Source organism: Paenirhodobacter enshiensis, assembly GCF_000740785.1.
Lineage (GTDB): Bacteria > Pseudomonadota > Alphaproteobacteria > Rhodobacterales > Rhodobacteraceae > Rhodobacter > Rhodobacter enshiensis.
Genome location: NZ_JFZB01000012.1, coordinates 115,290 through 140,255 on the forward strand (window position 1 = coordinate 115,290; position 24,966 = coordinate 140,255).

Genomic DNA, 24,966 nt, shown 5'->3' on the forward strand with positions numbered 1-24,966 from the left:
CTCAGCCGGCCCTCCGGTGCCCGAGGGCGGCCATCGCGATCATGATGGCCAGAATGCCGGCCCCGAGGGCAAGGCCGCTCAGATGCAGGGTCAGCGCCCCACCTGCCCAGACGGCAAGTGCCGCCACCGCGACGGGATAGAGCACGCGCAGACGCCCGGCGATGACCCGATGAAAGATCGTGCACCCGAACAGGAAAAGCGACGGGCCCGAAAAGGCGACAACGGCGGTTTCGGCATGGGCCGGGTCATGCGGATGGGCCACGATCATCTCGATCGCCACGGCGGTGACGATGGCGCCGCACACGGCGATGCCATGTGCATAGGCAAGGCCTGCGCGCGCCAGGCTGGCATGGTCGGTCTCATGTGCGAAGCGGTGTTCTCCCGGCCCCGAGAGATCGACGAAACAGACCCACCAGATCGTCACGATCAGCAGGAAGCCGACCGTCGCGGCCAGCGCGGTATCGGGGTGAATCTCATGGCCGACCAGATAGCCGCCGAGCAGCAGGATCGACTCGCCAAGCGCGATGATGAAGATGAGCTGGTTGCGTTCGAACAGATGCAACCCCTTCAGCGGCCAGCTCGCCATCGGCGTGGCGCCGAGGCCCGGCAGCCAGAAACCGATATAGGGCGCGGCATAGTCGATCAGAACGGCCAGAACCCACAGCGTCAGTCGCATGTCCGGCACCAGCGCGCCGGCAATCCAGAACAGGCCTGAAATCGCACTCCAGCCGCCGAGCTGGGCATAGTTGCGCCCCATCGCCTGCCCGCGGAAGACAAGTGCCATGTAGCCCGCCCGGATCAGCGCCATCGCGACATAAGCCAGCGCGAAAAGACCCGCGCGTTGTGCGAAGGCCTGCGGCGCCGCCACTGCCATCACAAGCGCGCAGCCCATCAGCACGATCATCAGCACACGCCCGCCGGGATGGTCCGGGTCGAGCCAGTTCGCCGCCCATGCGGTATAATTCCACGCCCACCAGACCGCGGCGAAGAGCGTGGCGAATTCCAGCGCCCCGAGCCCGCTCGCATGGTCCAGAAGGTAATGCGACAGCTGCACGATGGTGAAGACGTAGACCAGATCGAAGAACAGCTCCATCGTGGTCACACGAGGGGTCTGATCCGGCGAGAGATCGCGCAGGGCACGCGGCGGAACGAGGCGGGACAGAAGACGGGGCATGGACTTCTCCTGACTGGAACGCGGTATCATCCCCGGAATCCGCCACCGGCCAAATAATGGGTCTCGTCGGGGGTCAGAGGCGTGCCCGGGATCGGCAGACGATGCGCAAAGCGGGCGATGATGTCGCGATGGCGCCCGGCCCGGGCATCGCTATCATACATCCGGCGAGTGCCGCGAAAGGCGTTGCGCTGATACCGATCGGGCAGGATCGCGAGCGCGAGGCAGCCCTCGGCTGTGTCCTGCCCGCCATCGAGACCGCCCGCCTCATCCGGACGCGCGCGCCACCGGCCGATACCCCGGCAGATCCGCCCCTCATTCATCCGAAGCGCCGCGCGATCAGCCAGGCAAGCGCCACAGGCAGGGCGAAAACCAGCGCGAAGACCGGCACCTCCTCGCGCAGCGCATATCCCGCATGGGCGACGCCAACCCACAGATTGACCGCCGCCGCCAATGCCCAGAGTCCGGCGAACACCGGCACGATCCGGACAAGCGGAATCCCGCGCCAGACCCCGAGACCGAAGAGCGCGGCCATCAGAACCAGACCGCCGAGAATGACCGCCAGGGTATGGCTCACAGGAACATACCGCCGGATACTTCAATTCTCTGGCCATTGACCCATTTCGCACCCTCCGAGCACAGGAACGCCACCACCGATCCGATATCGTCGGGACGTCCGGCCCGGCCAAGTGCCGTCTGCCCCGCGATGAAGGCGTTGATCTGGGCATTGTCGCGCACCGCGCCCCCGCCGAAATCGGTCTCGATCGCACCGGGGGCCACCGCATTCACCCGGATGCCGCGCGCACCCAGCTCCTTCGCCTGATAGCGGGTCAGCACCTCGACCCCGCCCTTCACCGCGGCATAGGCCGCATATCCCGGCAGCGCGAACCGCGCGAGTCCGGTCGAGATGTTCACCACCCCACCCCCGTCGCGCAGCAACGGAAGAAGCTTCTGCGTCAGAACGAAGGCAGGCCTGAGATGCGTTGCAACCATCTGGTCGAACTGCGCCTCGGTGGTCTCGGCGAAGGGGACATTGATACCGACGCCCGCGTTGTTCACCAGATAGTCGAGCCGGTCCGCACCGAGGCCCGCGATCACCGCCCCGAGCGTGGCGATGAAACTGTCATAGCCCGCACTGTCGGTCACATCGAGTTGCAGCGCGGCGGCCTGCCGGCCCATGGCCCTGATCTCGGCGACCACCGCATCTGCCTTGTCGCGATTGCCGAGGTAGCTCAGCACGACGTCGGTTCCCGCCCCGGCGAGGGCAAGGGCCATGTCACGGCCCAGCCCCCGGCTGGCGCCCGTTACAAGTGCAAGTGTCAATCCGGCTCTCCTGCGAAGTCCGCTTCCGTCGAGAGGACCATAGCCTGTGCAGGCCAGCCGGATAAACCTGCGACACTTGACATCATTTACCAGAATTTGCGAACAATTCTCATGGACCGAATTCAACAGATGCACGTTTACGTCCGGGTCGTGGAAAGCGGCAATTTCACCCGTGCGGCCGAGGCACTCGGTCTGCCGCGTTCGACGGTCTCGGCCACGGTGCAGGCGCTTGAAGATCGTCTCGGCGTGCAACTGCTGCAACGCACGACGCGCGTGGTGCGCCCGACGCAGGAAGGTCTGCAATTCGTCGAGACGGCGCGCGAGCTGATCGACGCCATGGCCATGGCCGAGGGACAGTTCCGCCATCGCCCCGAGGAGATTTCGGGCCGGCTGCGCATCGACATGCCCAGCCGGATGGCGCGGTGCCTGGTGATCCCGCATCTGGAGACCTTCCGCGAGCGCTTTCCCGCGGTGACGCTCGACCTCAGTGCCACGGACCGGATGGTCGACCTCGTTTCGGAAGGGATCGACGCGGTGGTGAGGATGGCCGAACTCGGGGACAGCGAACTGATCTGCCGCAAGATCGGCGTCGTGTCGATGCTGACCTGTGCCAGCGCCGGATATCTTGCCCGACATGGGCGACCGGAGCATCCCGGGGACCTCGGCGCGCATCTGCTGGTCAACTATGCGCTGCGGATGCCGGCAACATCCGCCGAGTGGGACGGGACCGAAAACGGCCGGCCGATCGCCGTCCCGATGCAGAGCCATCTTTGCGTCGACAATGCGGAAAGCTATGTCGCCGGGGCACTGGCGGGACATGGGCTGATTCAGGTGCCCGCTCATGACGTCAACGGCGATCTCGCTGCCGGTCGGCTGGTCGAGGTTCTGGCCGGTTTTCGCCCGGCCCCGGTGCCGATCTCGATCCTCTACCCCCGCAGACGCTATCTTGCGCCGCGCCTGCGGGTCTTCATGGAGTGGATCGCCGATTTGCTGCGCTCAGAGGGGTTCGTGGCGCCGGAGGCGTGACGGTTTGCGCGACCTCCATTCCGGGCCCGGAGCGCTCCGGACCCGATTGCGCCTGGCTCAGGGTGCGTCAGGACGAGCGCGCGCGCGGACCGAGGGGGCGTGGCCCGTCCAGCCCCGGTAGGCGCGCCAGAACGCCGTTCCGTCCGCGTAGCCAAGGGCGGCGGCAATCGCCTCGATCGGCTGCGTGCCCGCGTGCAACATCTTCTCGGCCATCTGCCGCCGGCATCGCTGAACGAGACCGCTGAGCGACGTGCCCTCGGTCGCAAGCTGCCGCTGCAGGCTGCGCGGCGACATCTCCAGTGCCGCGGCGACCGAAAGCAGGTCGATGGGCTGCAACCCGAGACGGCGCGAGATCAGCGCGTCGACCTGCTCCGTCAACGAGCGCGCGGGGTCTGACAGGCTCATGTCCATCAGGTGGCGCTCGATCAGGGCGATCAGATCGCGGTCCTCGGTGCGGTGCTGACGGTCGGCCTCGGCGGCCGACATCAGAATGCGGTTGGCGGATTGGCCGAACAGCACCGGACACCCGAACCAGCGTTCCAGAAGCGCCCGGCGGTCGTGCGCGGGATGAAGGAAGTGCACCTCCTCCGGCCGCCAGCGCCGATCGAAGGCGGTGCGCACCAGTCCGCACAGCGCGGCCAGCGTGAATTCGGCATCCTGCCGCGAGGGCGCGATGCCCGGCGCGACGATGCGGTAGCTGAGCACCAGCCTCTCCCCGCCGTCTTCCAGCGCGACGGCGGTGCCGGTCTGCAACGCCGGACCGAACCGCGCCATCGCCGAGATCCCTCCGCGGATCGTGCCGGCCTGGATCGCCAGAAGACCGATGGGGGCCAGGTCTCCGGGACGACAGGCGAAACCCAGACGCGCCCCCAGAACAGGATCCCCGGCCGCCTCCGCCGCCTGCTCGAACAAGGCCAGATAGGCGCGCAGGGGAATCGGGGCATAGGGGTCCGTCGGCCGAGTCGTCGGCAACCCGTTCGCGCGCAGCAGTTTTCGTATCGTGCCGTCGTTTTCAGCGAAGTGGCCCAAAATCGGCTGAAGAACTGACGCCCGTATGGACAGGATTTTCGGCAGCGCAGGCGTGGTTGCGGACAAAGTGACCCCGATCCGGTCATGACGGAAGATTTGGCGCATATTATCGGATAACTGGCGCATTGTGCAATAGATCGCCGCCCGGACCGCTCTGTTAGTCGGTGCATCCAACGAAAAGAAGCACAACGGGGAAGGTCATGGCACATCAGTCGCAGGGCGGAGAAAACCGCCTGCAGGGCAATTCGATCGGCATAGCGCATATCGTGTTTTTCGTCGTCGCGGCGGCGGCTCCGATGACGGCGGTGGTGGGCGCGACGCCGCCTGCCTTCGCCTTCGGCAACGGGGCGGGCGTGCCGGGGTCCTTCATCCTGTCGGGCCTGCTCTATCTGCTGTTCTCGGTCGGGTTCACCGCGATGAGCCGCCACGTGAAAGGGGCGGGCGCGTTCTATGCCTATATCTCGCGCGGGCTCGGCCCGATCGTGGGGATCGGCGGGGCGTTCATGGCGCTGCTTGCCTATTTCGCGGTTCAGATCGGCATCTATGCGCTGTTCGGCGTGTTCATGGCGGGCACGATGGAAGGGCTCGGGATCGCCGCGCCGTGGTGGGTGTGGGCGCCTCTGGCCCTGATCGTCGTGGTGCTGTTCGGGCGGCGCAACATCGCGATCTCGGGGCGCATCCTGGGCGCGTGCATGTTGGCCGAACTGGCGATCTTGCTGGTTCTCGACATCGCCATCGTCGTGCACGGCGGCGCCGAGGGGCTGAGCTTCGCCGGCTTCGAGCCCGCGCAGGTCTTCGCCCCCGGCCTCGGCGCGACGCTGGTCTTCGTGCTGGGCTCCTATGTCGGCTTCGAGGCGACCGCGATCTTCGGCGAGGAAGCCCGTCAGCCCGAGCGCACCATTCCCCGCGCCACCTATGTCGCGGTGGTGCTGATCACGCTGTTCTACGCGTTCTCGACCTGGGCCATCGTGCAGTTCTACGGCCCCTCGACGGTGCAGCAGACGGCTGCTGCCTCGCTCGACGGGTTCTATTTCGCCGCCGCCGAGACGCTTCTCGGCCCCTGGGCGGTGGGGCTGATGAACATCCTGCTGCTGACCAGCCTGTTCGCCTGCCTGCTGTCGTTTCACAACACGCTGAACCGCTACTTCTACACGCTCGGCAAGGAGGGGCTGGCCTGGGCCGCGCTCGGAGCGGTGCATCTGCGGCACGGCTCGCCCCATGTGGCGGGCGTGGTGCAGGCGGTGCTGGTGGCGCTGATCCTTCTGGGCTTCGCGCTTTCGGGGGCCGACGCCTACACGGTCGTGTTCTCCTGGATGTCGGCGCTGACGGTTCTGGCGATCCTGGCGGTTCAGGCGCTGGTTTCGGTCGCGGTGATCGCCTTCTTCCGCTCGGCCCCGGGCGCGCGCCCGTCCTTCACCACGACAATCGCGCCGGCACTGGCGACGATCGGACTGAGCGGGGCGTTCGTGCTCGTGTGCTCGAACCTGCCGATGCTGACCGGCAGCGACAGCCGCCTCGTCATGGCGCTGCCGGTGCTGGTGATCGGGATCGGCCTTCTCGGCGGGGCGATCGCGCTGTGGCTGCGCGCTGCGCGCCCGGTGCTGTTCGCCCGCCTCGGCCGGACCTTCGAGTGACCCGGCCGGCGAAGACCCGTCCGACGAAACACCTCGCGTTCCGCCCGGAGCGGTGCGCGCAATCCTCTGACAGAAAGCAGACCCATGACCGACCCGACCCGAATTGACTTCATCTACCTGTCGGAACCCGACATGATCCGCGCCGGCGTGACCGACATGCCGGCCTGCGTCGACACGATGGAAGAGATGTTCGGCCTGCTCCACACCGGCGATTATCGCATGGCGGGCGCGAACAACGACAGCCACGGCGCGATGGTGGTGTTCCCGGAAAGCTCGCCCTTCCCCGACATGCCCAAGCCCACCGCGGACCGCCGCTTCATGGCGATGCCGGCCTATCTGGGCGGTCGTTTCCGCACCGCCGGGGTGAAGTGGTATGGCTCGAACATCGCGAACCGCGAAAAGGGGCTGCCGCGCTCGATCCTGATGTTCACGCTGAACGACGCGGATACCGGGGCGCCGCTGGCGTTCATGTCGGCAAATCTGCTGTCGGCCTATCGCACGGGGGCGGTGCCGGGCGTGGGCGCGCGTCACCTCGCTCGCAAGGATGCGAAGGTGGTGGGCATTCTCGGGCCGGGGGTGATGGCGAAGACCGCGCTCTCCGCCTTCATCGCCGTCCGGCCCGGCATCGACACCGTGAAGGTCAAGGGCCGGGGCCAGAAGAGCCTCGACAGTTTCCTCGCCTGGCTGGCCGAGACCTTCCCGCAGGTCACCACCGTCGAGGTCGTCGACAGCCTCGAGGCGGTGGTGCGTGGCAGTGACATCGTGACCTTCTGCAGCTCGGGCGAGGTGGGCGATCCCGAGACCTATCCGACGGTGAAACGCGACTGGGTGAAGCCCGGCTGCTTCCTCGCGATGCCGGCGCTGTGCAATATCGACGCGGGGATGCAGGCCGCCGACGTGCGCAAGGTTCTCGACAATACCGGCCTTTACGAGGCCTGGTTCGAGGAAGTGCCGAAGCCCGCCCACAAGGTGATCCCGGTGATCGGCGTGAAGTTCATGGACATGATCCACGAGGGCAAGATGACCCGCGACCAGATCGAGGATCTGGGCGCCATCGTCAAAGGCGATCTTCCCGGACGGCGCAACGACGACGAGATCATCCTGATGTCGGTCGGCGGAATGCCGGTCGAGGATGTCGCCTGGGGCACCGTTGTATATCGCAATGCCATCGCCCGGGGGATCGGCGTCAAGCTGAACCTGTGGGATGTGCCGACGCTGCGCTGAGGGAGCGACATGAGCAAAATCATCAAGGTCAAGAGCGGCAACCGGCTCGAGGATATCAGCAGCTATTCGCGCCTCGTCGCGGTCGGCGACTGGATCTTCGTGTCGAACACCGCAGGGCGCAACCCCGAGACCAGGGAGATCCCCGAGGACGTCACCGCCCAGACCGAGCAGGTCTTCGCCAATATCGAGGCCGCGCTGAGCGCGGTGGGCTCCGGGCTTGGCGATGTGGTCTCGGCCAGGGTGTTCATCCAGACACCCGCCGACACGCCGGCCGTGATGGAAATCTTCGGCAACCGGTTCCGCGGGGTCGATCCGGCCCTGACGGTGACCTGCCCGCCGCTCGGTTCGACCGTCTACAAGGTCGAGATCGAGGTGACCGCCTTCCGCGGCGCGGCCCACGCCGAAACGGAGCGGCTCTCGACCGCGCGCTGAGCGCCCCCCCCCGAACAACCGGGGCTGCCCTGCGGGGCGGCCCCTCCCGATCAGGCCTCTTGCTCAGGAGCACCCCATGGCCCCCGCCGTCTTCCCCGTCGAGACATCTTCCCATATCCCCGAGGCCACCACCGTCGTGGTGATCGGTGCGGGCATCGTCGGACTGACGGCGGCGCTGACACTGGCCGAGCGGGGCATCCCCGTCGTCGTTCTGGAAAAGGGACGTCTGGCGGGGGAACAGTCGTCGAGAAACCTCGGCTGGGTGCGCAAGATGGGCCGGGCGCCCGCCGATGTGCCGATGGCCGTGGCCGCCGACCGGCTGTGGGCCGAAATGCCCGCGCGCACCGGGATGGATGTCGGCTACAGGCAGGCCGGGATCATGTATCTCGCCCGCACCGAAGCCGAAATGGCGATGCACGCGGGCTGGCTGAAGGCGGTCGACGCGCTCGGGCTCGACGCGCGGCTGCTGACGGCGGGAGAGATCGACGCGCTCGTGCCCCGGGGACGGGGCACCTGGGCGGGGGGCATCGTCACCCCCTCGGACGGGCGCGCCGAACCCGGACTGGCCGCAAGCGCCATCGCCCGCGCCGCCATCGCGAAAGGCGCGACGATCATCGAGAACTGCGCGGTGCGCACGCTTTCCCTCTCGGCGGGAAAGGTCAGCGGCGTGATGACCGAACAGGGTGAAATCCGCTGCGATCAGGTGCTTCTGGCCGGCGGGCTGTGGTCGCGCCGGTTTCTGGGCAACCTGGGCGTATCGCTGCCCACGCTGCCGCTGGTATGCTCGGTCTTGCGCACCGCACCGATGGAGGGGCCGGGCGAGATTGCCGTGGGGGGGCCGGATTTCTCGTTCCGCAAGCGGCTCGACGGCGGTTACACGATCACGCAGCGCGGCGCGCTGAACGCGCCCATCCAGCTCGACCATCTGCTGATCGGGATGCGCTATCTGCCGACGCTGCGCGCGCAGCGGCAATTTCTGCGTATCAAGATCGGGCGGGATTTCCTGCGCGATCTTGCCCTGCCGCGTCGCTGGGGGCCCGCTGGCCCGTCCCCGTTCGACCGTGTCCGCACCATGGATCCGCCGACCGACCCGGGCCTGAACGCCGAGGCCATGAAGAACCTGTGCGCCGCCTGGCCCGAGTTCGACGCGGCGAAGATCGTCGAGACCTGGGCGGGGACGATGGACATCACCCCGGATTCGACCCCGGTGATCGACCGGGTCGGGCGCATTCCCGGGCTGACCGTGGCCTCGGGTTTCTCGGGGCACGGCTTCGGCACCGGGCCGGCGGCGGGCCAGCTCGCCGCCGATCTGGTGACGGAGGCAAACCCGCTTATCGCACCCGATCCCTATCGCCTGTCGCGGTTCTGAGGGCGGCCCTGCCCCGCCCCGCCCGCCTTACAGCGCCGCGAGGACTGCGGAGAATTCACTCAGCAGCCAGTCGGCATCGGTGTCCGAGAACACCAGCGGCGGGCGGATCTTGAGGACATTGGCCTCGGGCCCGGTGGCCGAGATCAGCACCCGGCGCTCGCGCAGATCGTTGACGATCCGCGCGGCGAGCGCGGCATCGGGGGTGCGGGCGGCACGGTCGCTGACCATCTCGACGCCGATATACAGGCCCGCGCCGCGGATGTCGCCGATCGCCTCGTGCCGGGCGGCAAGCGCCGTCAGCCCCTCGCGGATGCGGGCGCCGACGCGGGCGACATTGCCCTGCACGTCCTCGTCGCGCATGAAATCGACCACCGCCTGCGCGGCGGCCATCGCCACGCCATTGCCGCCGAAGGTGTTGAAATACCGCGTGTCGCGGCCGAAGCTCTCGACGACCTCAGGGGCGACGGCGATGCCCGCGACCGGGTAGCCATTGCCCATCGGCTTGCCCATCGTCACGATGTCGGGGTCGATGCCGTGGCGCTGGAAGCCCCAGAACCGATCCCCCGAACGCGCGAAGCCCGATTGCACCTCGTCGGCGACGAACAGCCCGCCCGCGGCATGGACAGCCTCGGCCACCGGCTTCAGCACGCCCGGCGTCGCGAAAATCCCGTCCGAGGAGAACAGCGAATCCGCGATGAAGGCGGCCAGCCCGTCGCCGTGGCGCTTCAGCTCCCAGGCCTGCTCCGCCACCGCCTCGGCCATCTTCTGGCCGAGTGTGTCGGGATCCATACGATAGGAATCGGGCGCGGGCACCCGACGCACCCAGGTGCCCAAGGGCGATGCATCGCCGAGCGAGGGCGAAAACCCGGCCGTCAGATGCGAATTGCCGTGATAGGCCTCGGCGGTGACGATGATGCCGTTGCGCCCGGTGCGATGGCGCGCGATCCGCATCGCGAGGTCGTTCGCCTCGGACCCGGTGCAGGTGAACATCATGTGCCCGTTCGCCGCGATCCGGCCGCCGAATGTCGGCAACATCTGCTCGGCGTAATCGAGGATGCCGTCCTGAATGTAGCGGGTATGGGTGCACAGCGTGCCCATCTGGCGCGCCACCGCCTCGACCACGCGCGGATTGGCGTGCCCGACCGAGGCGACGTTGTTGTAAGCGTCGAGATACTCGCGCCCCTCGGCATCGAACAGCCGCGTGCCCTCGCCACGACAGACCGCGACCGGGTGGCGATAGAACAGCCGATACGCCGGGCCGAGCAGCCGCGCACGCCGCGCCACCGCCGCTTGCGTCGCGGCATCGAGGCCTTCCGTCGCCGCCGGATTGAAAGCGTTCACCATCTTGCCGGGGGCGGAGCGTTCGGGGGACATGCGGGGGCTTCCTTCCTGTCAGTTGGGATATGCGTTCAGAGCAGCAGCGCCGAGACCTCGTCCGGGCTCTGTGCCAGGAACCAGTCGAGCTGCGCCCACCCCTGCGCGGTATTGCGCAGGATATAGCGGCTGTTGTCGGGAAACTGCGCGGCGCGCCACAGCGACAGCAGCGCGCGCGTCACCAGCCGGCCCATCACCAGATGCGGGATCAGCGATAGCTCCTCGTCGCTCAGGGCTGCTTCGGAGAGATACCCCGCCAGCACCGCGCGGGGGCCGGCGAACATGTCGTCCGACGGCTCGTCCTCGCGCGGGAGCTGGTTCAGAAGCGCGGTCGAGACGTCGATGGCGATGGCGGTATGGACCACATCGCCGAAGTCGATGATGCCGGCGATGCGCGGATGGGGGCCAGAGCGGTCGACGACCAGATTCGAGCGGTTGAAGTCGTTGTGCAGCACCTGGCGCGGCAAGGCCTCGATCCGCGGCAGCAGGTCCATGAAGCGGGCGAAGGCCGTTTCCAGCCGGCGGCGCTGGCCGGGATCGGTCACGGTGGCGATCAGCGGCTCGAGGTCGGGCAGCCGGCGCACGTCCCAGGCGATGGTGCGCCCTGCGGCCGGATGCCCGAACCCTTCCATCGCCAGGCGCAACCGCGCCGCGGTGCGGCCGATCTCATATTGCTCGGCCCGGTCGGGGGGCAGCGTGTCCAGAACCCTGCCCGGCAGGAAGCTCATCAGCCGGGCAAGGCGCACCCCCTCGGCGGTCTCGAGCGCGGCGAGCGGTCCCTCGCGGGACGGAAACACCCGCGGCACCTGAAGATCGGGAGCGTTATGGGCGATATGGTCGAGCGCGGCGATCTGCAGGTCCAGCTCGTCGCGCGGCTCGGCCGGATTGGCGATCTTGAGCACAAACGCGCTGCCCTCTGGCGTATCGAGGCGAAAGGTGTCGTCCTTCTCGGTCTCGAAACGGCGCAGCACGCCCGTCACCCCCCACTGGTCCGCGGCGAAGCGGGCGGCCGCTTCGGGGGTGACAGCACGGCACTTTGCCGATAACGACCCGAGGTCGATTGTCGTGACAGCCTGGACCTCTTGCATATCGGCTCCCTGGATCGGATCTGGAACCGGTGTATGGCGATTGTCGACAATAGTCAATCTTCAGCCACGGCCCGCTTACCCGCCAAGCGTAGCGAGCAACCCCGCGAACAGCCGCGCGCGCAGCGGCAGGCTGGCGGCCTCGATATGTTCGTCAAGGGTATGCAGCCCCGCCCCCGCCACGCCGAGCGAACACAGCGAAGCGATGCGCAGCGCCCCCGAGAAATTGGCGTCCGACCCGCCGCCCGAAGAAACGCAGGGCAGCTCCATCCCCATCTCGGCCGAGAGCGCGCGGGCGACCTCGTAAAGCGCCATGGTCTCGGGCTGGCCGTTCGCCCATACCGGACGCACCACCGTGGTCTCGACGGTGAAGGCGACACCGTTACGCTCTCCGGCGAGCGCGAGGATCCGCGCCGTGCCGGCATCGAGATCGGCCTGTTCCTTCGCCATCGACAGCACCTGTGCGCGCGCGAAGCTCGGCACGCAGTTCACCCATCGCCCCGAGGTCACGTCATTGACCGAGAAGGTGCAATCGGGGGTGGTCATCGCCTCGATTTCGAGGATGCGGCGGGCGAGTTCGCGCACCGCGGAGACGCCCCCCTCGACATCCGCGCCGGCGTGGCTCGGCCGGCCGGAACAGGCGATCTCGTAGCGCGCGATGGCATAGCGGCCGGTGGTGACGGCATTGCCGGGATGCGCGGGTTCGGGACACAGGAAATAGCGGTTCGCAAGCGCCTCTGTCTCGATCAGGCCGCGGGTCGAGGGCGATCCGACCTCTTCGTCGGGGGTGAACAGGAAGGTCACCGGCAGGGGTGTCGCGATCTTCGCGCGCGTCAGCTGGCGCATCGCTTCGAGCGCGATGAAATTGCCCGATTTCATGTCCTGCACGCCGGGGCCGTAGACCCGGCCGCCCTCCACCCGGAACGGATTCTTCGCGAGCGTGCCGATGGGATGCACCGTGTCCATGTGGCCCGAGACCAGAATCCCCGGCTTGCCGAGGTCGGGATGCGGCATTCGCGCCCGCACCGAGGGGCCGAAGCCCATCCGGCCCGGGATGATCTCGACCGTGGCGCCGAGCGCGGCACAGTCGAAGGCCACCAGATCCATCATCCGCGCCACCGCGGCGGCGTCATAGGTCGGGCTTTCGCACTCGATCCAGGGGCGCAGCCCGGCGATCATCGCATCGGTGTCGAAAGGCAGCTCCGGAAGGCTCATCACAGCGCCCCCCGCGTCTCGACGAGATGGGCGTAGAGGCTCGCCCCCACCGGAAGGATCGCGTCGTCGAGCACGAAGCCCGGGTTGTGCAGCGGCACATCGCCGCCGTGACCGAGGGTGCAATAGGCCCCGGGAACCAGTCTGAGCATGTCCGCCATGTCTTCGGATCCTGTCTGAAGGGTGGTTTTCTCGAAACTGTTGTCGGCGCCCACGATGTCGGCGGCGCAGGCGATCATGTCGGCCGAACGCGCCGGATCGTTGTAAAGAACGTCGAACACGTTCCACAGCCGCAACTCGATTTCGCAGCCATGGGCGCGGGCGAAGCCGTCGCACAGGGCCTGAAGGCGGGCGGCAATGGTGCGGCCGGTCGCGGCGTCGAAATAGCGGATCGTGCCGGACAGCAGCGCGCTGTCGGGGATGACGTTATAGGCCGATCCCGACTGGAATTTCGTCACCGAGACCACGGCCGGATCCGTCGGCGCGAGGTTGCGCGAGACGATGGATTGCACCTGCCCGACCAGCGCCGCGCCGATCACCACCGGGTCGATGCTGTCTTGCGGCATCGCGCCATGGCTGCCGCGCCCGCGCACGGTGATGTCGAAGAAATCCGATCCCGCCATCGCCGGGCCGGGCTTCACGCCCACGCGGCCGGGAGCGTGATCGGGGGCGTTGTGCATTCCGTAAAGTTCGTCACAGGGGAAGCGCTCGAACAGGCCGTCGCGGATCATCGCGCGCGCACCGCCCAGCCCTTCCTCGGCCGGCTGGAAGATGAACACCGCGGTGCCGGCGAAATCGCGCGTCCCGGCCAGATAGCGCGCGGCGCCGAGAAGCATGGTGGTATGCCCGTCATGGCCGCAGCCATGGAACACGCCGGGGGTTTCGGACGCCCAGGGCAGGTTGGTCATCTCCTGCATCGGCAGCGCGTCCATATCGGCGCGCAGCCCGATCCGGCGCCCCGGCCGGCTGCCGTGCAGCACGCCCACCACCCCGGTGCCGCCGATGCCGCGGGTGACCTCGATCCCCCAGCTTTCCAGCAGTTCGGCCACCCGGCCCGAGGTGCGGACCTCCTGAAAGCCAAGCTCGGGGTGACGGTGGAAATCGCGCCGGATCTCGGTCAGATCGTCGGCGAAATCGGCAATGCGGTCGAGAACGGGCATGACGGTTTCCTTCCTTTTGCAATGGTGCGGGTGACGTGCCTCAGCCGCGCGCCCGGTCGAGCGCGTCGAGAAGATCCTGTGCGGCGAAACGGTCCCGCTCGCCGATGAACACCAGCCGGCAGGGCGTATCGTCCGGTTCCGCCGTGACCGGCGTGAAATTCGCCCGCTGGCCGACGAGCTGGAACAGGTAGCGCCGGCCCGGACGCTCGGCGAAGGTCGCGAAGCCCTTGGCGCGCAGCAGCCCCCGACCATGCGCATCGAGCGCCGCCTGAAAGGCTGCAAGCGACAGCGGCGCCCGCGCCTGCCACTCGACCGTGACGAAGCGTTCGGCATGGACATGCGGGCCGGTCGGAACGGTGCGCTGCGCGGAACCGGGGGCGTGACCGAGCATCGCCTCGACCGGCAGCGGCAGGGCGTCGATGTCGAACACCGGCTTGCCCGCCGCGGCGCAGATCATGTCGAGCCGCGCGCGATCGCCGGCGCCGACCCCCTCCGTCTTGCCGATCAGCACGAAATCCGAGAACTGCATCTGTGCAAGCCACAGCGGATCGCGGGCGCGTTCGGGCGTCATCGCCAGATCGGCGGCATCGACCAGACAGACCACCGCATCGAGATCGACCGCATCCCACAGCGCCGGGTCCATGATCGTCTCGACGATGCCGCGCGGATCGGCGGCGCCGCTCGCCTCGATCACGATGCGCTCGGGCCGGGGGGTGCGGCCCAGCACCAGCCGCAGCGTGCGCAGCAGATCGCCCTGAAGCGAGCAGCAGATGCAGCCGTTCTGCAGCCCGATCACCGTGTCGCTCGCCTCGGCCAGCAGTTCGGCGTCGATGTTGATCGCGCCGAAATCGTTGACGATGGCGGCGATGCGCTCGCCATGACCGGCCGCCAGAAGCCGGTTGATCGCCGTGGTCTTGCCCGCCCCGAGGAACCCGGTGACCAGCAGAACCGGCGTGCTCATGCCCCGGCCCGCCGCTGGATCGGCTGGCCGGGCCGCGCCTCGGTCTGAAGCTCTCCGTTCCGGATCACCGGCGCGCCGTTGACGAGGAGATGCACCACCCCCTCGGCCGGGCGGTTCATCGCGGCAAAAGTCGCGCGCTCGCCGATGGTCTCGGGGTCGAACACCGTCACATCCGCCACGGCCCCCGGTTGCAGCCGGCCGCGCCGGCGCATCCCGGGCGCGCAGCCCTCAACGACCGAGGCCGGGATCAGCGTGCATTTCGCGATCGCCTCCATCAGCGGCACCAGCCGGCGTTCGCGCACATACTGCCGGAAGAAGCGGGTGAAGGTGCCCGAAGAGCGCGGATGGGCGAAGACATCCTCGGGCAGGGGCCAGTCCTCGCCCTCGTAGATCGCGCCCGTCGCATCGACCCAGGGCATCGCGTCCGAGGCGATGGAGCCGCCCGGAAAGGTCACCGAAACATCGAGATAGCGCTGATGCGGCCCGCCGTTCTCGACATCGAGGAAATGGTGCAGGATCAGCTCGCCCGGGGTCTTCGCCGCGGCCTGCAGCAGATCGTCGCGGCTGGTGAAGCGATAGCCCGTCGTCACCACCTGAACCGCGTCGTAATCGCGCCCGGTGCGCGTGCGGTAATTCGGATCGGCGAAGAAGGCCGCGCTGACCACGGTCGAGGCGGTGCCGTAGGGATAGGCCTCGACGGTGATCGGCAGGCCCTGCGCCTGCGCCTTGCGCAGCAGTTCGGCCGCGCGTTCCACATCGAGGCCCGAGGTGCTGTTCAGATGGCAGATGTGCATATGCGCGCCCGTCGCCCCGGCATAACCGATCAGGCGGATATAGGCCTCGATGCTGCTGCGCGGGTCGACGTTCGAGACGAAGGCGACATGGGTGAAGGTGGGGGTGCCGGTATCGGCGGCAAGCTGGCAGACCTCGGTCATCTCCTTGACGCCGGCGCCGGGGGCGTAGGCGTTGGGGATGCCGATGCCGATGCCGCCCGCCTCGATCCCCTCGCGGATCAGCGCGACGATCCCGGCGACCTGCGCGTCGTCCGCGACGTCCTGCTGCCAGCGCAGATCGTCGATCCGGTCGCCCATCATGGTCAGCGCCGAGACGTCGCGCGGCTGATAGCCGACCATCACCTGCTTGCGCGCCGACATCCAGGCGGCGGCGGTGCCGTAGTTCAGCACCCGCCCCTGACGGCGGTGCTTGTCATACCACGGTGCCACCGGCAACGTGCCGACCTCGAGTTCGAGCGAGGTGGTCACCCCGTCGAAGGCCTGCATCCGGTCGGCGGCAACCGACTGTCCATGCGCGTGAATGTCGATGAAGCCGGGCGCGACGATCAGCCCCGCGGCCGCAAGCTCGACCTTGGCCGGGCCGAGGTCCGGCCCGATGGCGACGATCTCGCCCGCGCGGATCGCCACGTCGGCGATCTCGTCGCGGCCGGTTTCAGGGTCCATCACCCGGCCGCCGCGGATCACGAGGTCGAAGGGTTCAGTCGAAGACATCAGAATATCCTTTGGTTCCGGCCCTCAGGCCGCGGGGCGGGCGGTGTCGGGAATGTCGGAGGAAACCTCGGCCAGATAGGCGCCGCGCGGGTCTTCACTCCCGGCCGTGACGCCTTCCAGCATGACAGTGAGCGCGGCGAGCGCGGCCGCATGATCCGCCCCGAGGGCACGGGTCAGCGCGCCCCTCGCACTGGCCGGGGCCCGCACCGGCAGCGCCGCGACGGCGGCGAGACCGCGCGCCTCGACGGGATCGAGGGCCGCGCGCACCGCGGGCGCGAAGCGGGCATAATCGCGTTCGGCCAGACGCTGCATCCGCTCGGTCTGCCACCAGATGTCCGGCGCGCCGGGGGCGGGCTGCGCCCATCCCTCGGGGAGATCCGCGTCGATCCACACCGGCACGAAGGCCGACAGGCAGGGCGAGCCGGGCGCGCACCACAGCACCGGCGGGCCATCGGCCGAAAGCTCTGCCACCATCGCTGCCGCCGTCTCCGACCCCTGATGCGCCGAGACCGCGTGCATACAGACCCGCCCCTGACCGCCCGCGCCCGGATGCGGGCACTCGTCGCCGTGATCGCGCAGCCGCGCGAACATGTCCGCGACCGTGACCGGCTGCGCGGCGACGAGACCGCCCATCCCCGCCCGCGACATCTGCAACCGCGCCTGACAGGTCGGGAAATTCGCCCGTTCGGTATCGCTGAAGCTCGCCGCCCAGTCGAAGCGCGTCCCCGCCCGGTGCCAGCCCTGTTCCGTCGCGAAAGCCTCGGCGCCCGCCGAGATCCGGTCATAATCGCTGCCGATGGAATAAAGGTTCGAGATCGAGGCCCAGCCCCGCACCCGCTTCGCGACCCAATGCCGCCCCGCGGTTTCGAGAACCCAGCCCGATGCCGCATCCGCGAGGATGAAAGCGTTGTGATAGAAGTGATCGCGCGCCACCGCCGCACGGCCCGATTGTCCATAGCGCTCGACCAGCGCGGTGAGCACGGCAAGCCCCTCGTCCGCGCTCGCCGCCCGTTCGAGGGTGAGGCGCAGCAGATCCATGCCGAGCAACCCCGGCTCGCGCCCGGCCGGCAGTCGCGACCAGACCGCCTCATTGCCGATGGCGAGGCCGTGCTCGTTCACGCCGTGCTCGAACCCCCACATCCACCACGGGCGAGAGCCGATCAGCGCATGGGTATGGGGGACCTGTGGGATCTCGACATAGCTCGCGCGCAGGGTCGCGCCGGGGGCATGGTCGGCCGCGGGAACCCGGGTCAGATACTGCGCCTCGTTCGGCTCGCGGTCCGAGTTCTTGGCAAACAGCGTCCGCCCGTCGCGGGTCAGCGGGGCAAGGGCCACCATCGTATCGCACATCGTCCCGCCCCTCAGCCGAGCTTGGTCACATGCACCTCGGGCAGCGCACCGAGGGTCCATTTGCCCGCGATCGCGCGCTCGACCTGCGCGGCAAGCTGCACCAGCAGCCCATCGTTGCCCTGCCGGGTGTGGATCTGCATCCCCAAGGGCAATCCGTTCTCGTGCACCGCCAGCGGCAGCGACATGCCCGGCGTGCCGCACAGATTGCTGAGCGGCGTATAGGCGAAGAAGCCCCACAGGTTCCCGAACCAGTCGAGGGCCGAGGGGTTGTCGCTCAGCGTCAGATATTCCGTGGTGCCGATCCGCGGCGTTTCGCGCGCCGTGGTGGGGGTGAGCAGGATGTCCCACTCCTCGTAGAACGCCCCGAAGGCGCGGGCGGTCTCGTTGAACACCGCCTGCATGTCGGCGCGCTCGGTGTAGCTCGCGTCCTTGCCCTGTTCCCAGATGCGGATGTTCATCGGCTCGATCAGATCTGGGGGCGGTTCGCTGACGCCTTTCGAACGCAGCAGGTTGTTCACCGTCTGGGCGAAATTGGTGATGTAGCAGGTGGTCTGCGCGGCATAGGCGCGCTCCAGATCGACCTTCGGCACCACCCATTCGACATGATGGCCGAGGCTTTCGAAGAAGGCCGCGACGCGGGCCAGCTCGGCCGCGATATGCGGCGTCGCGGCATAGGGGCCCCATTCATGCGATACCGCGATCTTCAGCGGCGCCGGATCGCGCGCGATCATCTCGGTGAAGGGCAGGTCCGGGCGGCAATAGGGCATGAACTCGCCCGGCGCGCCGCCACGGCAGGCATCGACGAAGGCGGCGGTGTCGCGCACCGTGCGGCTGATGCAGCCCTGCGTCGATACGACCGAGGTGAAATCCGACCCGTAAGGTGCGATGGAGAACGTCCCGCGCGAGCTTTTCAGCCCGATGGCACCGCAGCAGCCCGCCGGAATGCGGATCGAGCCGCCGCCGTCGGTGCCATGCGCGATCGGCAGCACCCCCGCCCCCACCATGACCGAGGACCCCGCCGAAGACCCGCAGCTGGTATACTCGGTGTTCCACGGGTTGCGCGTGACATAAAGCGCCGGGTTCTCGGCCGAGCTGCAACAGCCGAACTCGGGCGTGGTGGTGCGCCCGATGATGTTCAGCCCCGCCGCCTTCATCTTCGTCACCAGAAAGCTGTCCGAGGTCGACCGGTGCCCCTTGAAGAACAGCGATCCCTGTTCCTGCAACCGGCCGGCGAGCGTCGGCCCCAGGTCCTTGAGCAGAAACGGCAATCCGGCGAAGGGGCCATCGGGTGCCGCACCGTTCACCGTCGCATCCGCCACGGCATCGTCGAACAGCTCGACCACGCCCGAGATCTTCGGATTGACCGCGACGATGGCCTCGGCCGCCTGCGAGGCGAGTTCCTCCGCCGTCACCTCGCCCTTGCGCACCAACTCCGCGAGCGCCGTTCCGTCATGGGCGAACCACTCGCCCCAGCTCATCACCCTGGTCATTCCGGCCCCTGTTCGCTGCATCTGCCGGCCGCCCTGTCAATCCGGGCGCCGTCCTTGGGGAAAGGTTAATTTGATTGTCGACAATGGGCAATTGTCGTGGAATAGATTCCGGCAAGGTTCGGACGCGGACCGCGGAACTGACCATTTAATGGGCGCCCGCCCTCCGGACCGCCCTTTTCACGCGAAGGACAGGCCCCAGATGACCGACGACGCGACGACCCTTTCGGCAACCGAGCTTTCCGCCGCGATCCGGACCCGGCGGCTGTCCTGCACCGAGGTGATGGAGGCCTGTCTCGACCGGATCGGGGCACTCAACCCGCAGATCAACGCCATCCTCTACCTGCGCCCCCGCGCCGAGCTGATCGCCGAGGCCCGCACCGCCGATGCCGAGCTTGCCGCCGGCCGCTACCGCGGCTGGATGCACGGGATGCCCCATGCGGTCAAGGATCTGGCCGAGGTCTCTGGTCTGCCGACGAGCTGGGGATCGCGCGCCTGGCGCGACCACCTCTCGCATTCCGATACGCTGCATGTGGCGCGGATCCGGGCGGCCGGGGCGATCTTCGTGGGCAAGACCAACACGCCGGAATTCGGCCTCGGCTCGCACACCACGAACGCGCTGCACGGCCCGACGCGCAACCCCTGGAACCTCGCGAAAAGCGCGGGCGGTTCGTCGGGGGGCGCGGGGGCGGCGCTCGGCGCACGACTGATGCCGGTCGCGGATGGCAGCGACATGATGGGCTCGCTGCGCAATCCGGCGGTGTTCAACATGGTCTTCGGCTTCCGCCCGAGCTTCGGTCGCGTGCCGGGCAGCGGCAAGGGCGACGTGTTCCTCGGTCAGCTCGGCACGGCTGGGCCGATGGGGCGCACCGTCGCCGACATGGCGCGGCTTCTCGGCACGATGGCGGGCTACGATCCCACCGATCCGCTGTCACTGCCCGACGAGGATCTGACGCTGCACGAGACCACGGATTTCGCCGGCACCCGCATCGCCTGGTTCGGCGATCTCGGCGGCCATCTGCCGTTTGAGGAGGGCGTTCTCGACACCGACGCCAATGCGCTCAAGGTGCTGGCCGGTCTCGGCTGCGAGATCGAGCCGGTGGTGCCGGAATTCGACATGAACGCGCTGTGGCAGGCCTGGCTGGTGCTGCGCGGATTCGCCGCCACCCCGGCGCTGACCCCGCTTTACGCCAACCCCGAGACCCGCGCGCTCCTCGGCCCTCAGGCGATCTGGGAGGTCGAGACCGCGATGGGGCGCAGCGCGGCCGAACTGCACGCCGCATCGGTGCTGCGCACCCACTGGTATCGCACCCTGTGCCGGCTGTTCGAGCGCTATGATTTCATCGCGCTGCCGGCGACGCAGGTCTTCCCCTTCGACGTCGAAACCCCCTGGCCCGCCGAGATCGCCGGACGCAGGATGGACACCTATCACCGCTGGATGGAGGTGGTGATCGGCCCGACGCTCGCCGGTCTGCCGGTCGCGGCCCTGCCCGCCGGTCTCTCGGCCTCTGGCCTGCCGACGGGGATCCAGCTCGTCGGCAAACCCCGCGCCGACCGGCACACGCTGGAACTCGCGCAGGCCTATGAATGGGCGGCGGGGCTGCCGGTGGCTCAGGCGCCGGTTTGATCGTTCAGGCCTGATCGCCCGCAGACTCCCGCGCGCGGATCCAGCTCATCAGCCGGTTGCCCTCGCTCTCGTCATGCAGCCATGCCGCCTGCGCCGCGGCCTCGCCATCGCCCGCCCGAAGCGCGGCGATCAGCGGCTCGTGCTGGGCGACGATATCGGAAGGCCCCGTCGCCACGCGCGAATTGCTGGTTGCGATGAACAGCCGGACCTACTGCTCGACCACGTGATACTGCGCCGCCAGCCGACTGTGGCCCGAGGCATCGACAATCGCCCGGTGCAGCGCAAAATCGGCCGCGTTCATGCGCGCGAGATCCCCCGCCGCGCAAGCATCGAGAAACTCCGAGATCGCCGCCTCCAGCGCCGCGCGCACCTCGGGCTCGCGCCGCGTCGCCGCCAGCCGCGAGGCAAGGCTCTCAAGGCTGCCGCGCAGCGTCCAGATCTCCCACACGTCTTCCGCGCTCAGCTGCGCCACCTGCCAGCCGGTATAGGGGATCTGCACCACGATCCCCTCGGCGGTCAGCCGCAGCAGTGCCGCGCGCAGCGTCGCCCGCGCTACGCCCAATTGCTCCGAGAGCGCGATCTCGGTCAGCCGCTGACCGGGCGGCACCTCGCCCGAGACGATATATTCCCGCAAGGTATCGGTCACGATCGCCTCGGTCGACTGACGCGAGATCGGGCGAAGTTTGCTCGTGGACATCCGGTCTCCTCCCGAAACGCTGTCTGGCGCCATTCGCGCCGATCTAACCGCCCCTGCCCCGCGGAACAAGTTCCGAACTGCGCGCGGGCCCGTCTCCCTTTCGATTCGCCGCAAATATCCCGGGGGTGAGGGCCGAAGGCCCGAGGGGGCAGAGCCCCCTCTCTTTACCATCTGCGGGGCAGAGCCCCCCTACTTTTCTTTCCGTGGGTCCGTGGGAAAGACCCCTTCGTTTCGACCCCGCGGAGGCGGCTCAGCCCGCCATCGCGATCGGGGCAACCTCGCCCCGGGCCTCAATCGCTGCGGCGGCGTCAAACGCGACATCCTCGCGAAACCGCGGCGCGACGATCTGCACCCCGAGCGGGATACCGCCTTCCGTCAGCCCGGTATTCAGCGTCAGCACCGGCAGCCCGGTCACCGGCAGGCCGATCATCGACATCTGCGCCGTCCACACCCGCCGGTAATCGGCATCGCTCTTCAGATCCAGATTGTCGGCAAACGGCAGCTCAGCCGAAGGCGGCAGCAGCACCACCGGGAAACGCTCAAGGAACAGGTTCCACTCCCGCGCGATGCCGATGCGCTTCACCAGCGCCGCCGAGAAATCCGCCATCCCGAGCGAGAGCGCGAAATCGCGCTGCCCGGCCAGCGCCGCGATGGCACCCGGATCGCCCTCGCGCCCGGCCGCGGCCACCTGGCCCGCGTAATCGTCGCCGAACCACAGCGTCAGCTGAACCGCCACCGCGTCGCGGATCGGCGGCAGCGTATCGACCTCCTCGACCAGCCATCCCGCGTCGCGCAGCTTCTGCGCGCTCTCAAGCAAAGCCGTCACCAGCTCGGGCGCGGTGTCCATTCCGTCGGGACGCAGGCACAGCGCGGCGCGGCGCGGCAGCTCCGCCCCGCTCAGCGGCATGGGCACATGCCAGGGGTCGCGCGGATCGGGCCGTGCCATCGCGGCCAGCGCGATCCGCATGTCATCGACCCGCCGCGCCAGAGGCCCCGAGACCGCCATGATCTGCGCCCCGATCGCCCGGTCCCGGCCCGAGGCATTCCACGCCGCCACCCGGCCGAGAGACGGGCGCAGCCCGTGCACCCCGCAGGCATAGGCCGGGTAGCGCACCGATCCGGCGATGTCGGTGCCATGCCCGATGGCGCAGATCCCCGCCGCGACCGAGGCCCCGGCACCACCCGACGATCCGCCCGGCGTCAGCCCATGACCGCGCGGATTGTGGGTGTGACCGTGCAGCAGGTTGTTGGTGAACCAGCGATAGCTGAACGCCGGCGTATTGGTGCGCCCGACCGACACGGCACCCGCAAGAAGCAGGCTGTCAACGACCGGACTGTTCGTCGTGGCGATCAGATCCTTCTGCGCTTTCAGACCGTTGGTCGTGGCATGGCCGATCTGGTCGACATTGCACTTGATGGTGATCGGCACGCCGGCGAGCGGGCCGGGATCGCGCCCGGCGGCAATCGCGGCATCGACCGCGGCGGCGGCGGCAAGCGTCTCCTCGGGGTTGCAATCGACCACGGCGTTGATCGCGGGATTGACCGCATCGAGACGGCCGAGCGCGGCCTGCGCCACCTCGGTCGCACTGACGGCGCGCGCGTGCACCAGAGCGGCGATCTCGGTCGCGGACAAAGCCCACAGCGGGGCGGAAGGAAGCGTCATCGTCAACTCTCCTGTCAAAGCGTCACGGCGGGCATCAGCGCCTCGCCCTCGGCCACGGCCTCGGACCACAGGTGCCAGGGCTCGGCCATGCCTTCGTTCATGCCATCCTTGCGGCGCACCGCACCAAGCGTGGTGAAGGCGTTCGGGTGCTCCATCCGCTCGCTCACCACCACCGGGAATTGCTTCGCGAGCGCGGCGACGGTCTCGGCCCCGAGGCGGGCATCGGCGACCACCACCGGCGGCGCCGACAGATCGAAGCGCGGCGCGGCGATGGCGGTTTCCAGATCCTGCCCGTGATCGGCGACATGGATCAGCGCCTGGAACACCGCGGGCAGGATCTTGCGCCCGCCAGAGCCGCCGATGGCGATCACATCCTCACCCGGGCCCACCATCATCATCGGCGAATAATTCGCCAGCGCCTTCTTGCCCGGCCCGATGCAGTTCACCCGCCCCGGACGCGGATCGAACCAGTTGACGCCGTTGTTCAGCAACACCCCCGTGCGCGGCGACACCACGCCCGAGCCGAACAGCGACAGCTGCGTCTGGGTCAGCGACACCGCCATCCCCTCGCGGTCGACGACGCTGAAATGCGTGGTGCAGCTCGGCAGGCTGCGCTCGGCCCCGTCGCCGAGGTTGGCGAAGCGGTGCTCCCATGCGCGCGCGAGCGCCGCGCAGCTTTGCACGACCTCCGCCGGGGTCGGCACGGCACCTTCAGGACGGGTCCGCGCCGAGAGATCGCGCAAGGCCAGCGCGACCGTCACGCCGCCGTTCAGCTCGGGCACCAGATGGAGCGTGAACTCGCGGTAAGGTTCGGTCTTCGAGGGGGTCTCGACGGCCGCGAAACCGGCGAGGTCGTCGCAGCTCAGATAGCCGCCAAGCGCCTGCACATCGCCCGCCAGTGCCTCGGCGATGGGGCCGGTGTAGAACGCCCCGGCGCCCTCCGCCGCGATGGTGGCAAGCGTGCGCGCAAGTGCCGGATTGGGCAGCCGCTTCACCTTGCCCGTCACCGCAGCCGGCGCGACCGGGGGCAGACCGCCCGGCAGGAACCACTCGGCGCAGGCCGCGTTGCGCCCGATCCGCGCCATGTCCGAGGCGATCCACAGCGTGGTGTGCGCATCGACCTGCGGCCCTTCGGCGGCGAGCGCCACGGCCGGCGCGACGAGATCGGCCCAGGGCAGCCGGCCGAACCTTGCGTGCGCGCGCTCAAGCCCGCGCAGGATCCCCGGAATGCAGATCGACTTCGCGCCGATGACATTGCGGTCTTCGACCACATTCGGCCAGCCGAACAGATCGGCGTCCGCCCCTTCGGTCAGCGGGAAATCCGCCGGATCGAGCGCCGCGGGCGCCCGCGCGCCTGCGTCGATGGCGGTCACCGCGCCGTCGCTTGTGCGCACCAGCATCGCGCCGACGCCGCCGATGCCGCTCATCCACGGCTCCAGCACGCCGATGGCGAAGGACACGGCGATCGCCGCATCGACCGCCGATCCGCCGCGTTCGAGGATCCCCGCCCCGATATGGGCGGCAAGGCGGTTGTGCGCGGTCACGATGCCCTTGTCGCTGCGCGTCGCGGGTTTCGTCAGCGTCAGGTGGCGCGACAGGTTCGGGGACCGGATATCGGTGAGGGTCATGGTCTGTCC

Annotated in this window: 21 protein-coding genes and 1 pseudogene; 6 read left to right on the top strand and 16 right to left on the bottom strand. The window is 68.6% G+C overall.

Annotation, left to right across the window (positions count from 1 at the left end; genetic code table 11):
* Nucleotide 1 precedes the first annotated feature (1 nt).
* The 4 genes from CG50_RS08510 to CG50_RS08525 are packed head-to-tail and all read right to left on the bottom strand — an operon-like array spanning nt 2 to nt 2,494.
* Complete coding sequence (locus tag CG50_RS08510) at nt 2-1,174, bottom strand: low temperature requirement protein A (protein ID WP_036637092.1); 1,173 nt, start codon at nt 1,172-1,174, stop codon at nt 2-4.
* 26 nt (nt 1,175-1,200) lie between these two features.
* Nucleotides 1,201-1,494, bottom strand: a complete 294-nt coding sequence (locus CG50_RS08515; protein ID WP_036637096.1) for a DUF924 family protein — start codon at nt 1,492-1,494, stop codon at nt 1,201-1,203.
* Nucleotides 1,491-1,748: a hypothetical protein gene (locus CG50_RS08520; protein WP_036637098.1), complete on the bottom strand. Its 258-nt coding sequence runs from the start codon at nt 1,746-1,748 to the stop codon at nt 1,491-1,493. Before CG50_RS08520 ends, CG50_RS08515 begins: the two co-directional genes overlap by 4 nt.
* Entirely contained in the window at nt 1,745-2,494 is a 750-nt protein-coding gene (locus CG50_RS08525; RefSeq protein ID WP_036637101.1) for an SDR family NAD(P)-dependent oxidoreductase, read from the bottom strand. The genes CG50_RS08520 and CG50_RS08525 overlap by 4 nt, the downstream gene beginning before the upstream one ends.
* A 111-nt stretch (nt 2,495-2,605) precedes the next feature.
* Here CG50_RS08525 and CG50_RS08530 point away from each other — a divergent pair, with 111 nt between their 5' ends.
* Nucleotides 2,606-3,520 (top strand): LysR family transcriptional regulator, encoded by a 915-nt coding sequence (locus CG50_RS08530; RefSeq protein WP_036637104.1) that lies wholly within the window; start codon nt 2,606-2,608, stop codon nt 3,518-3,520.
* 57 nt (nt 3,521-3,577) lie between these two features.
* Here the strand turns inward: CG50_RS08530 and CG50_RS08535 are convergent, their stop codons facing one another.
* A complete protein-coding gene (locus CG50_RS08535) occupies nt 3,578-4,675 on the bottom strand; it encodes an AraC family transcriptional regulator (protein WP_081880351.1) in 1,098 nt (365 codons plus the stop codon).
* A gap of 74 nt (nt 4,676-4,749) precedes the next feature.
* On the opposite strand from CG50_RS08535, the gene CG50_RS08540 reads away from it, so the two are divergent.
* The 4 genes from CG50_RS08540 (at nt 4,750) to CG50_RS08555 (ending at nt 9,208) form a co-directional block, all read left to right on the top strand.
* Nucleotides 4,750-6,183 (top strand): APC family permease, encoded by a 1,434-nt coding sequence (locus tag CG50_RS08540; RefSeq protein WP_036637109.1) that lies wholly within the window; start codon nt 4,750-4,752, stop codon nt 6,181-6,183.
* An 84-nt stretch (nt 6,184-6,267) separates the two neighbouring features.
* Complete coding sequence (locus CG50_RS08545) at nt 6,268-7,407, top strand: tyramine oxidase subunit B (RefSeq protein WP_036637111.1); 1,140 nt, start codon at nt 6,268-6,270, stop codon at nt 7,405-7,407.
* Between the two features lie 9 nt (nt 7,408-7,416).
* Nucleotides 7,417-7,839 carry a Rid family hydrolase gene (locus CG50_RS08550; protein ID WP_036637113.1) on the top strand — a complete coding sequence of 141 codons (423 nt, stop codon included), beginning with the start codon at nt 7,417-7,419 and terminating at the stop codon, nt 7,837-7,839.
* Nucleotides 7,840-7,915: 76 nt separating this feature from the next.
* The gene (locus tag CG50_RS08555; protein WP_036637114.1) at nt 7,916-9,208 is read left to right on the top strand and encodes an NAD(P)/FAD-dependent oxidoreductase; all 1,293 of its coding nucleotides are present in this window, start codon (nt 7,916-7,918) and stop codon (nt 9,206-9,208) included.
* 27 nt (nt 9,209-9,235) lie between these two features.
* Here CG50_RS08555 and CG50_RS08560 read toward each other — a convergent pair whose 3' ends face one another.
* The 8 genes from CG50_RS08560 to CG50_RS08595 all read right to left on the bottom strand — a co-directional run bounded on the left by CG50_RS08560 (nt 9,236) and on the right by CG50_RS08595 (nt 19,345).
* Nucleotides 9,236-10,582 carry an aspartate aminotransferase family protein gene (locus CG50_RS08560; protein WP_036637118.1) on the bottom strand — a complete coding sequence of 449 codons (1,347 nt, stop codon included), beginning with the start codon at nt 10,580-10,582 and terminating at the stop codon, nt 9,236-9,238.
* Nucleotides 10,583-10,617: 35 nt separating this feature from the next.
* The gene (locus CG50_RS08565; protein ID WP_036637120.1) at nt 10,618-11,670 is read right to left on the bottom strand and encodes a phosphotransferase; all 1,053 of its coding nucleotides are present in this window, start codon (nt 11,668-11,670) and stop codon (nt 10,618-10,620) included.
* Between the two features lie 75 nt (nt 11,671-11,745).
* A complete protein-coding gene (locus CG50_RS08570; RefSeq protein WP_036637122.1) occupies nt 11,746-12,882 on the bottom strand; it encodes a M20/M25/M40 family metallo-hydrolase in 1,137 nt (378 codons plus the stop codon).
* Nucleotides 12,882-14,039 carry a M20 aminoacylase family protein gene (locus CG50_RS08575; RefSeq protein ID WP_036637124.1) on the bottom strand — a complete coding sequence of 386 codons (1,158 nt, stop codon included), beginning with the start codon at nt 14,037-14,039 and terminating at the stop codon, nt 12,882-12,884. Before CG50_RS08575 ends, CG50_RS08570 begins: the two co-directional genes overlap by 1 nt.
* Before the next feature lie 40 nt (nt 14,040-14,079).
* On the bottom strand, nt 14,080-15,000 hold the full coding sequence (locus tag CG50_RS08580; protein WP_036637126.1) for a CobW family GTP-binding protein: 921 nt from the start codon (nt 14,998-15,000) through the stop codon (nt 14,080-14,082).
* On the bottom strand, nt 14,997-16,505 hold the full coding sequence (locus CG50_RS08585; RefSeq protein WP_036637128.1) for an amidohydrolase family protein: 1,509 nt from the start codon (nt 16,503-16,505) through the stop codon (nt 14,997-14,999). Before CG50_RS08585 ends, CG50_RS08580 begins: the two co-directional genes overlap by 4 nt.
* A 24-nt stretch (nt 16,506-16,529) precedes the next feature.
* On the bottom strand, nt 16,530-17,855 hold the full coding sequence (locus tag CG50_RS08590; RefSeq protein ID WP_051909754.1) for a C69 family dipeptidase: 1,326 nt from the start codon (nt 17,853-17,855) through the stop codon (nt 16,530-16,532).
* A gap of 11 nt (nt 17,856-17,866) precedes the next feature.
* A complete protein-coding gene (locus CG50_RS08595) occupies nt 17,867-19,345 on the bottom strand; it encodes an amidase (RefSeq protein WP_036637130.1) in 1,479 nt (492 codons plus the stop codon).
* A 199-nt stretch (nt 19,346-19,544) separates the two neighbouring features.
* Between CG50_RS08595 and CG50_RS08600 the strand changes: the two genes are divergently transcribed.
* A complete protein-coding gene (locus CG50_RS08600; protein WP_036637132.1) occupies nt 19,545-20,969 on the top strand; it encodes an amidase in 1,425 nt (474 codons plus the stop codon).
* A 4-nt stretch (nt 20,970-20,973) separates the two neighbouring features.
* On the opposite strand, the pseudogene CG50_RS08605 reads toward CG50_RS08600, so the two are convergent.
* The 3 genes and pseudogenes from CG50_RS08605 to CG50_RS08615 all read right to left on the bottom strand — a co-directional run bounded on the left by CG50_RS08605 (nt 20,974) and on the right by CG50_RS08615 (nt 24,957).
* A pseudogene (locus CG50_RS08605) lies at nt 20,974-21,837 on the bottom strand (GntR family transcriptional regulator).
* 79 nt (nt 21,838-21,916) lie between these two features.
* The gene (locus CG50_RS08610; RefSeq protein WP_036637135.1) at nt 21,917-23,329 is read right to left on the bottom strand and encodes an amidase family protein; all 1,413 of its coding nucleotides are present in this window, start codon (nt 23,327-23,329) and stop codon (nt 21,917-21,919) included.
* 14 nt (nt 23,330-23,343) lie between these two features.
* Complete coding sequence (locus tag CG50_RS08615; RefSeq protein ID WP_051909757.1) at nt 23,344-24,957, bottom strand: gamma-glutamyltransferase; 1,614 nt, start codon at nt 24,955-24,957, stop codon at nt 23,344-23,346.
* Between the last annotated feature and the right edge of the window lie 9 nt (nt 24,958-24,966).

Coding starts and splice junctions, on each gene's coding strand:
- CG50_RS08510 (WP_036637092.1), bottom strand. CDS start 1,174: ATGCCCCGTCTTCTGTCCCGCCTCGTTCCGCCGCGTGCCCTGCGCGAT.
- CG50_RS08515 (WP_036637096.1), bottom strand. CDS start 1,494: ATGAATGAGGGGCGGATCTGCCGGGGTATCGGCCGGTGGCGCGCGCGT.
- CG50_RS08530 (WP_036637104.1), top strand. CDS start 2,606: ATGGACCGAATTCAACAGATGCACGTTTACGTCCGGGTCGTGGAAAGC.
- CG50_RS08535 (WP_081880351.1), bottom strand. CDS start 4,675: ATGCGCCAGTTATCCGATAATATGCGCCAAATCTTCCGTCATGACCGG.
- CG50_RS08540 (WP_036637109.1), top strand. CDS start 4,750: ATGGCACATCAGTCGCAGGGCGGAGAAAACCGCCTGCAGGGCAATTCG.
- CG50_RS08545 (WP_036637111.1), top strand. CDS start 6,268: ATGACCGACCCGACCCGAATTGACTTCATCTACCTGTCGGAACCCGAC.
- CG50_RS08550 (WP_036637113.1), top strand. CDS start 7,417: ATGAGCAAAATCATCAAGGTCAAGAGCGGCAACCGGCTCGAGGATATC.
- CG50_RS08555 (WP_036637114.1), top strand. CDS start 7,916: ATGGCCCCCGCCGTCTTCCCCGTCGAGACATCTTCCCATATCCCCGAG.
- CG50_RS08560 (WP_036637118.1), bottom strand. CDS start 10,582: ATGTCCCCCGAACGCTCCGCCCCCGGCAAGATGGTGAACGCTTTCAAT.
- CG50_RS08565 (WP_036637120.1), bottom strand. CDS start 11,670: ATGCAAGAGGTCCAGGCTGTCACGACAATCGACCTCGGGTCGTTATCG.
- CG50_RS08570 (WP_036637122.1), bottom strand. CDS start 12,882: ATGAGCCTTCCGGAGCTGCCTTTCGACACCGATGCGATGATCGCCGGG.
- CG50_RS08575 (WP_036637124.1), bottom strand. CDS start 14,039: ATGCCCGTTCTCGACCGCATTGCCGATTTCGCCGACGATCTGACCGAG.
- CG50_RS08580 (WP_036637126.1), bottom strand. CDS start 15,000: ATGAGCACGCCGGTTCTGCTGGTCACCGGGTTCCTCGGGGCGGGCAAG.
- CG50_RS08585 (WP_036637128.1), bottom strand. CDS start 16,505: ATGTCTTCGACTGAACCCTTCGACCTCGTGATCCGCGGCGGCCGGGTG.
- CG50_RS08590 (WP_051909754.1), bottom strand. CDS start 17,855: ATGTGCGATACGATGGTGGCCCTTGCCCCGCTGACCCGCGACGGGCGG.
- CG50_RS08595 (WP_036637130.1), bottom strand. CDS start 19,345: ATGACCAGGGTGATGAGCTGGGGCGAGTGGTTCGCCCATGACGGAACG.
- CG50_RS08600 (WP_036637132.1), top strand. CDS start 19,545: ATGACCGACGACGCGACGACCCTTTCGGCAACCGAGCTTTCCGCCGCG.
- CG50_RS08610 (WP_036637135.1), bottom strand. CDS start 23,329: ATGACGCTTCCTTCCGCCCCGCTGTGGGCTTTGTCCGCGACCGAGATC.
- CG50_RS08615 (WP_051909757.1), bottom strand. CDS start 24,957: ATGACCCTCACCGATATCCGGTCCCCGAACCTGTCGCGCCACCTGACG.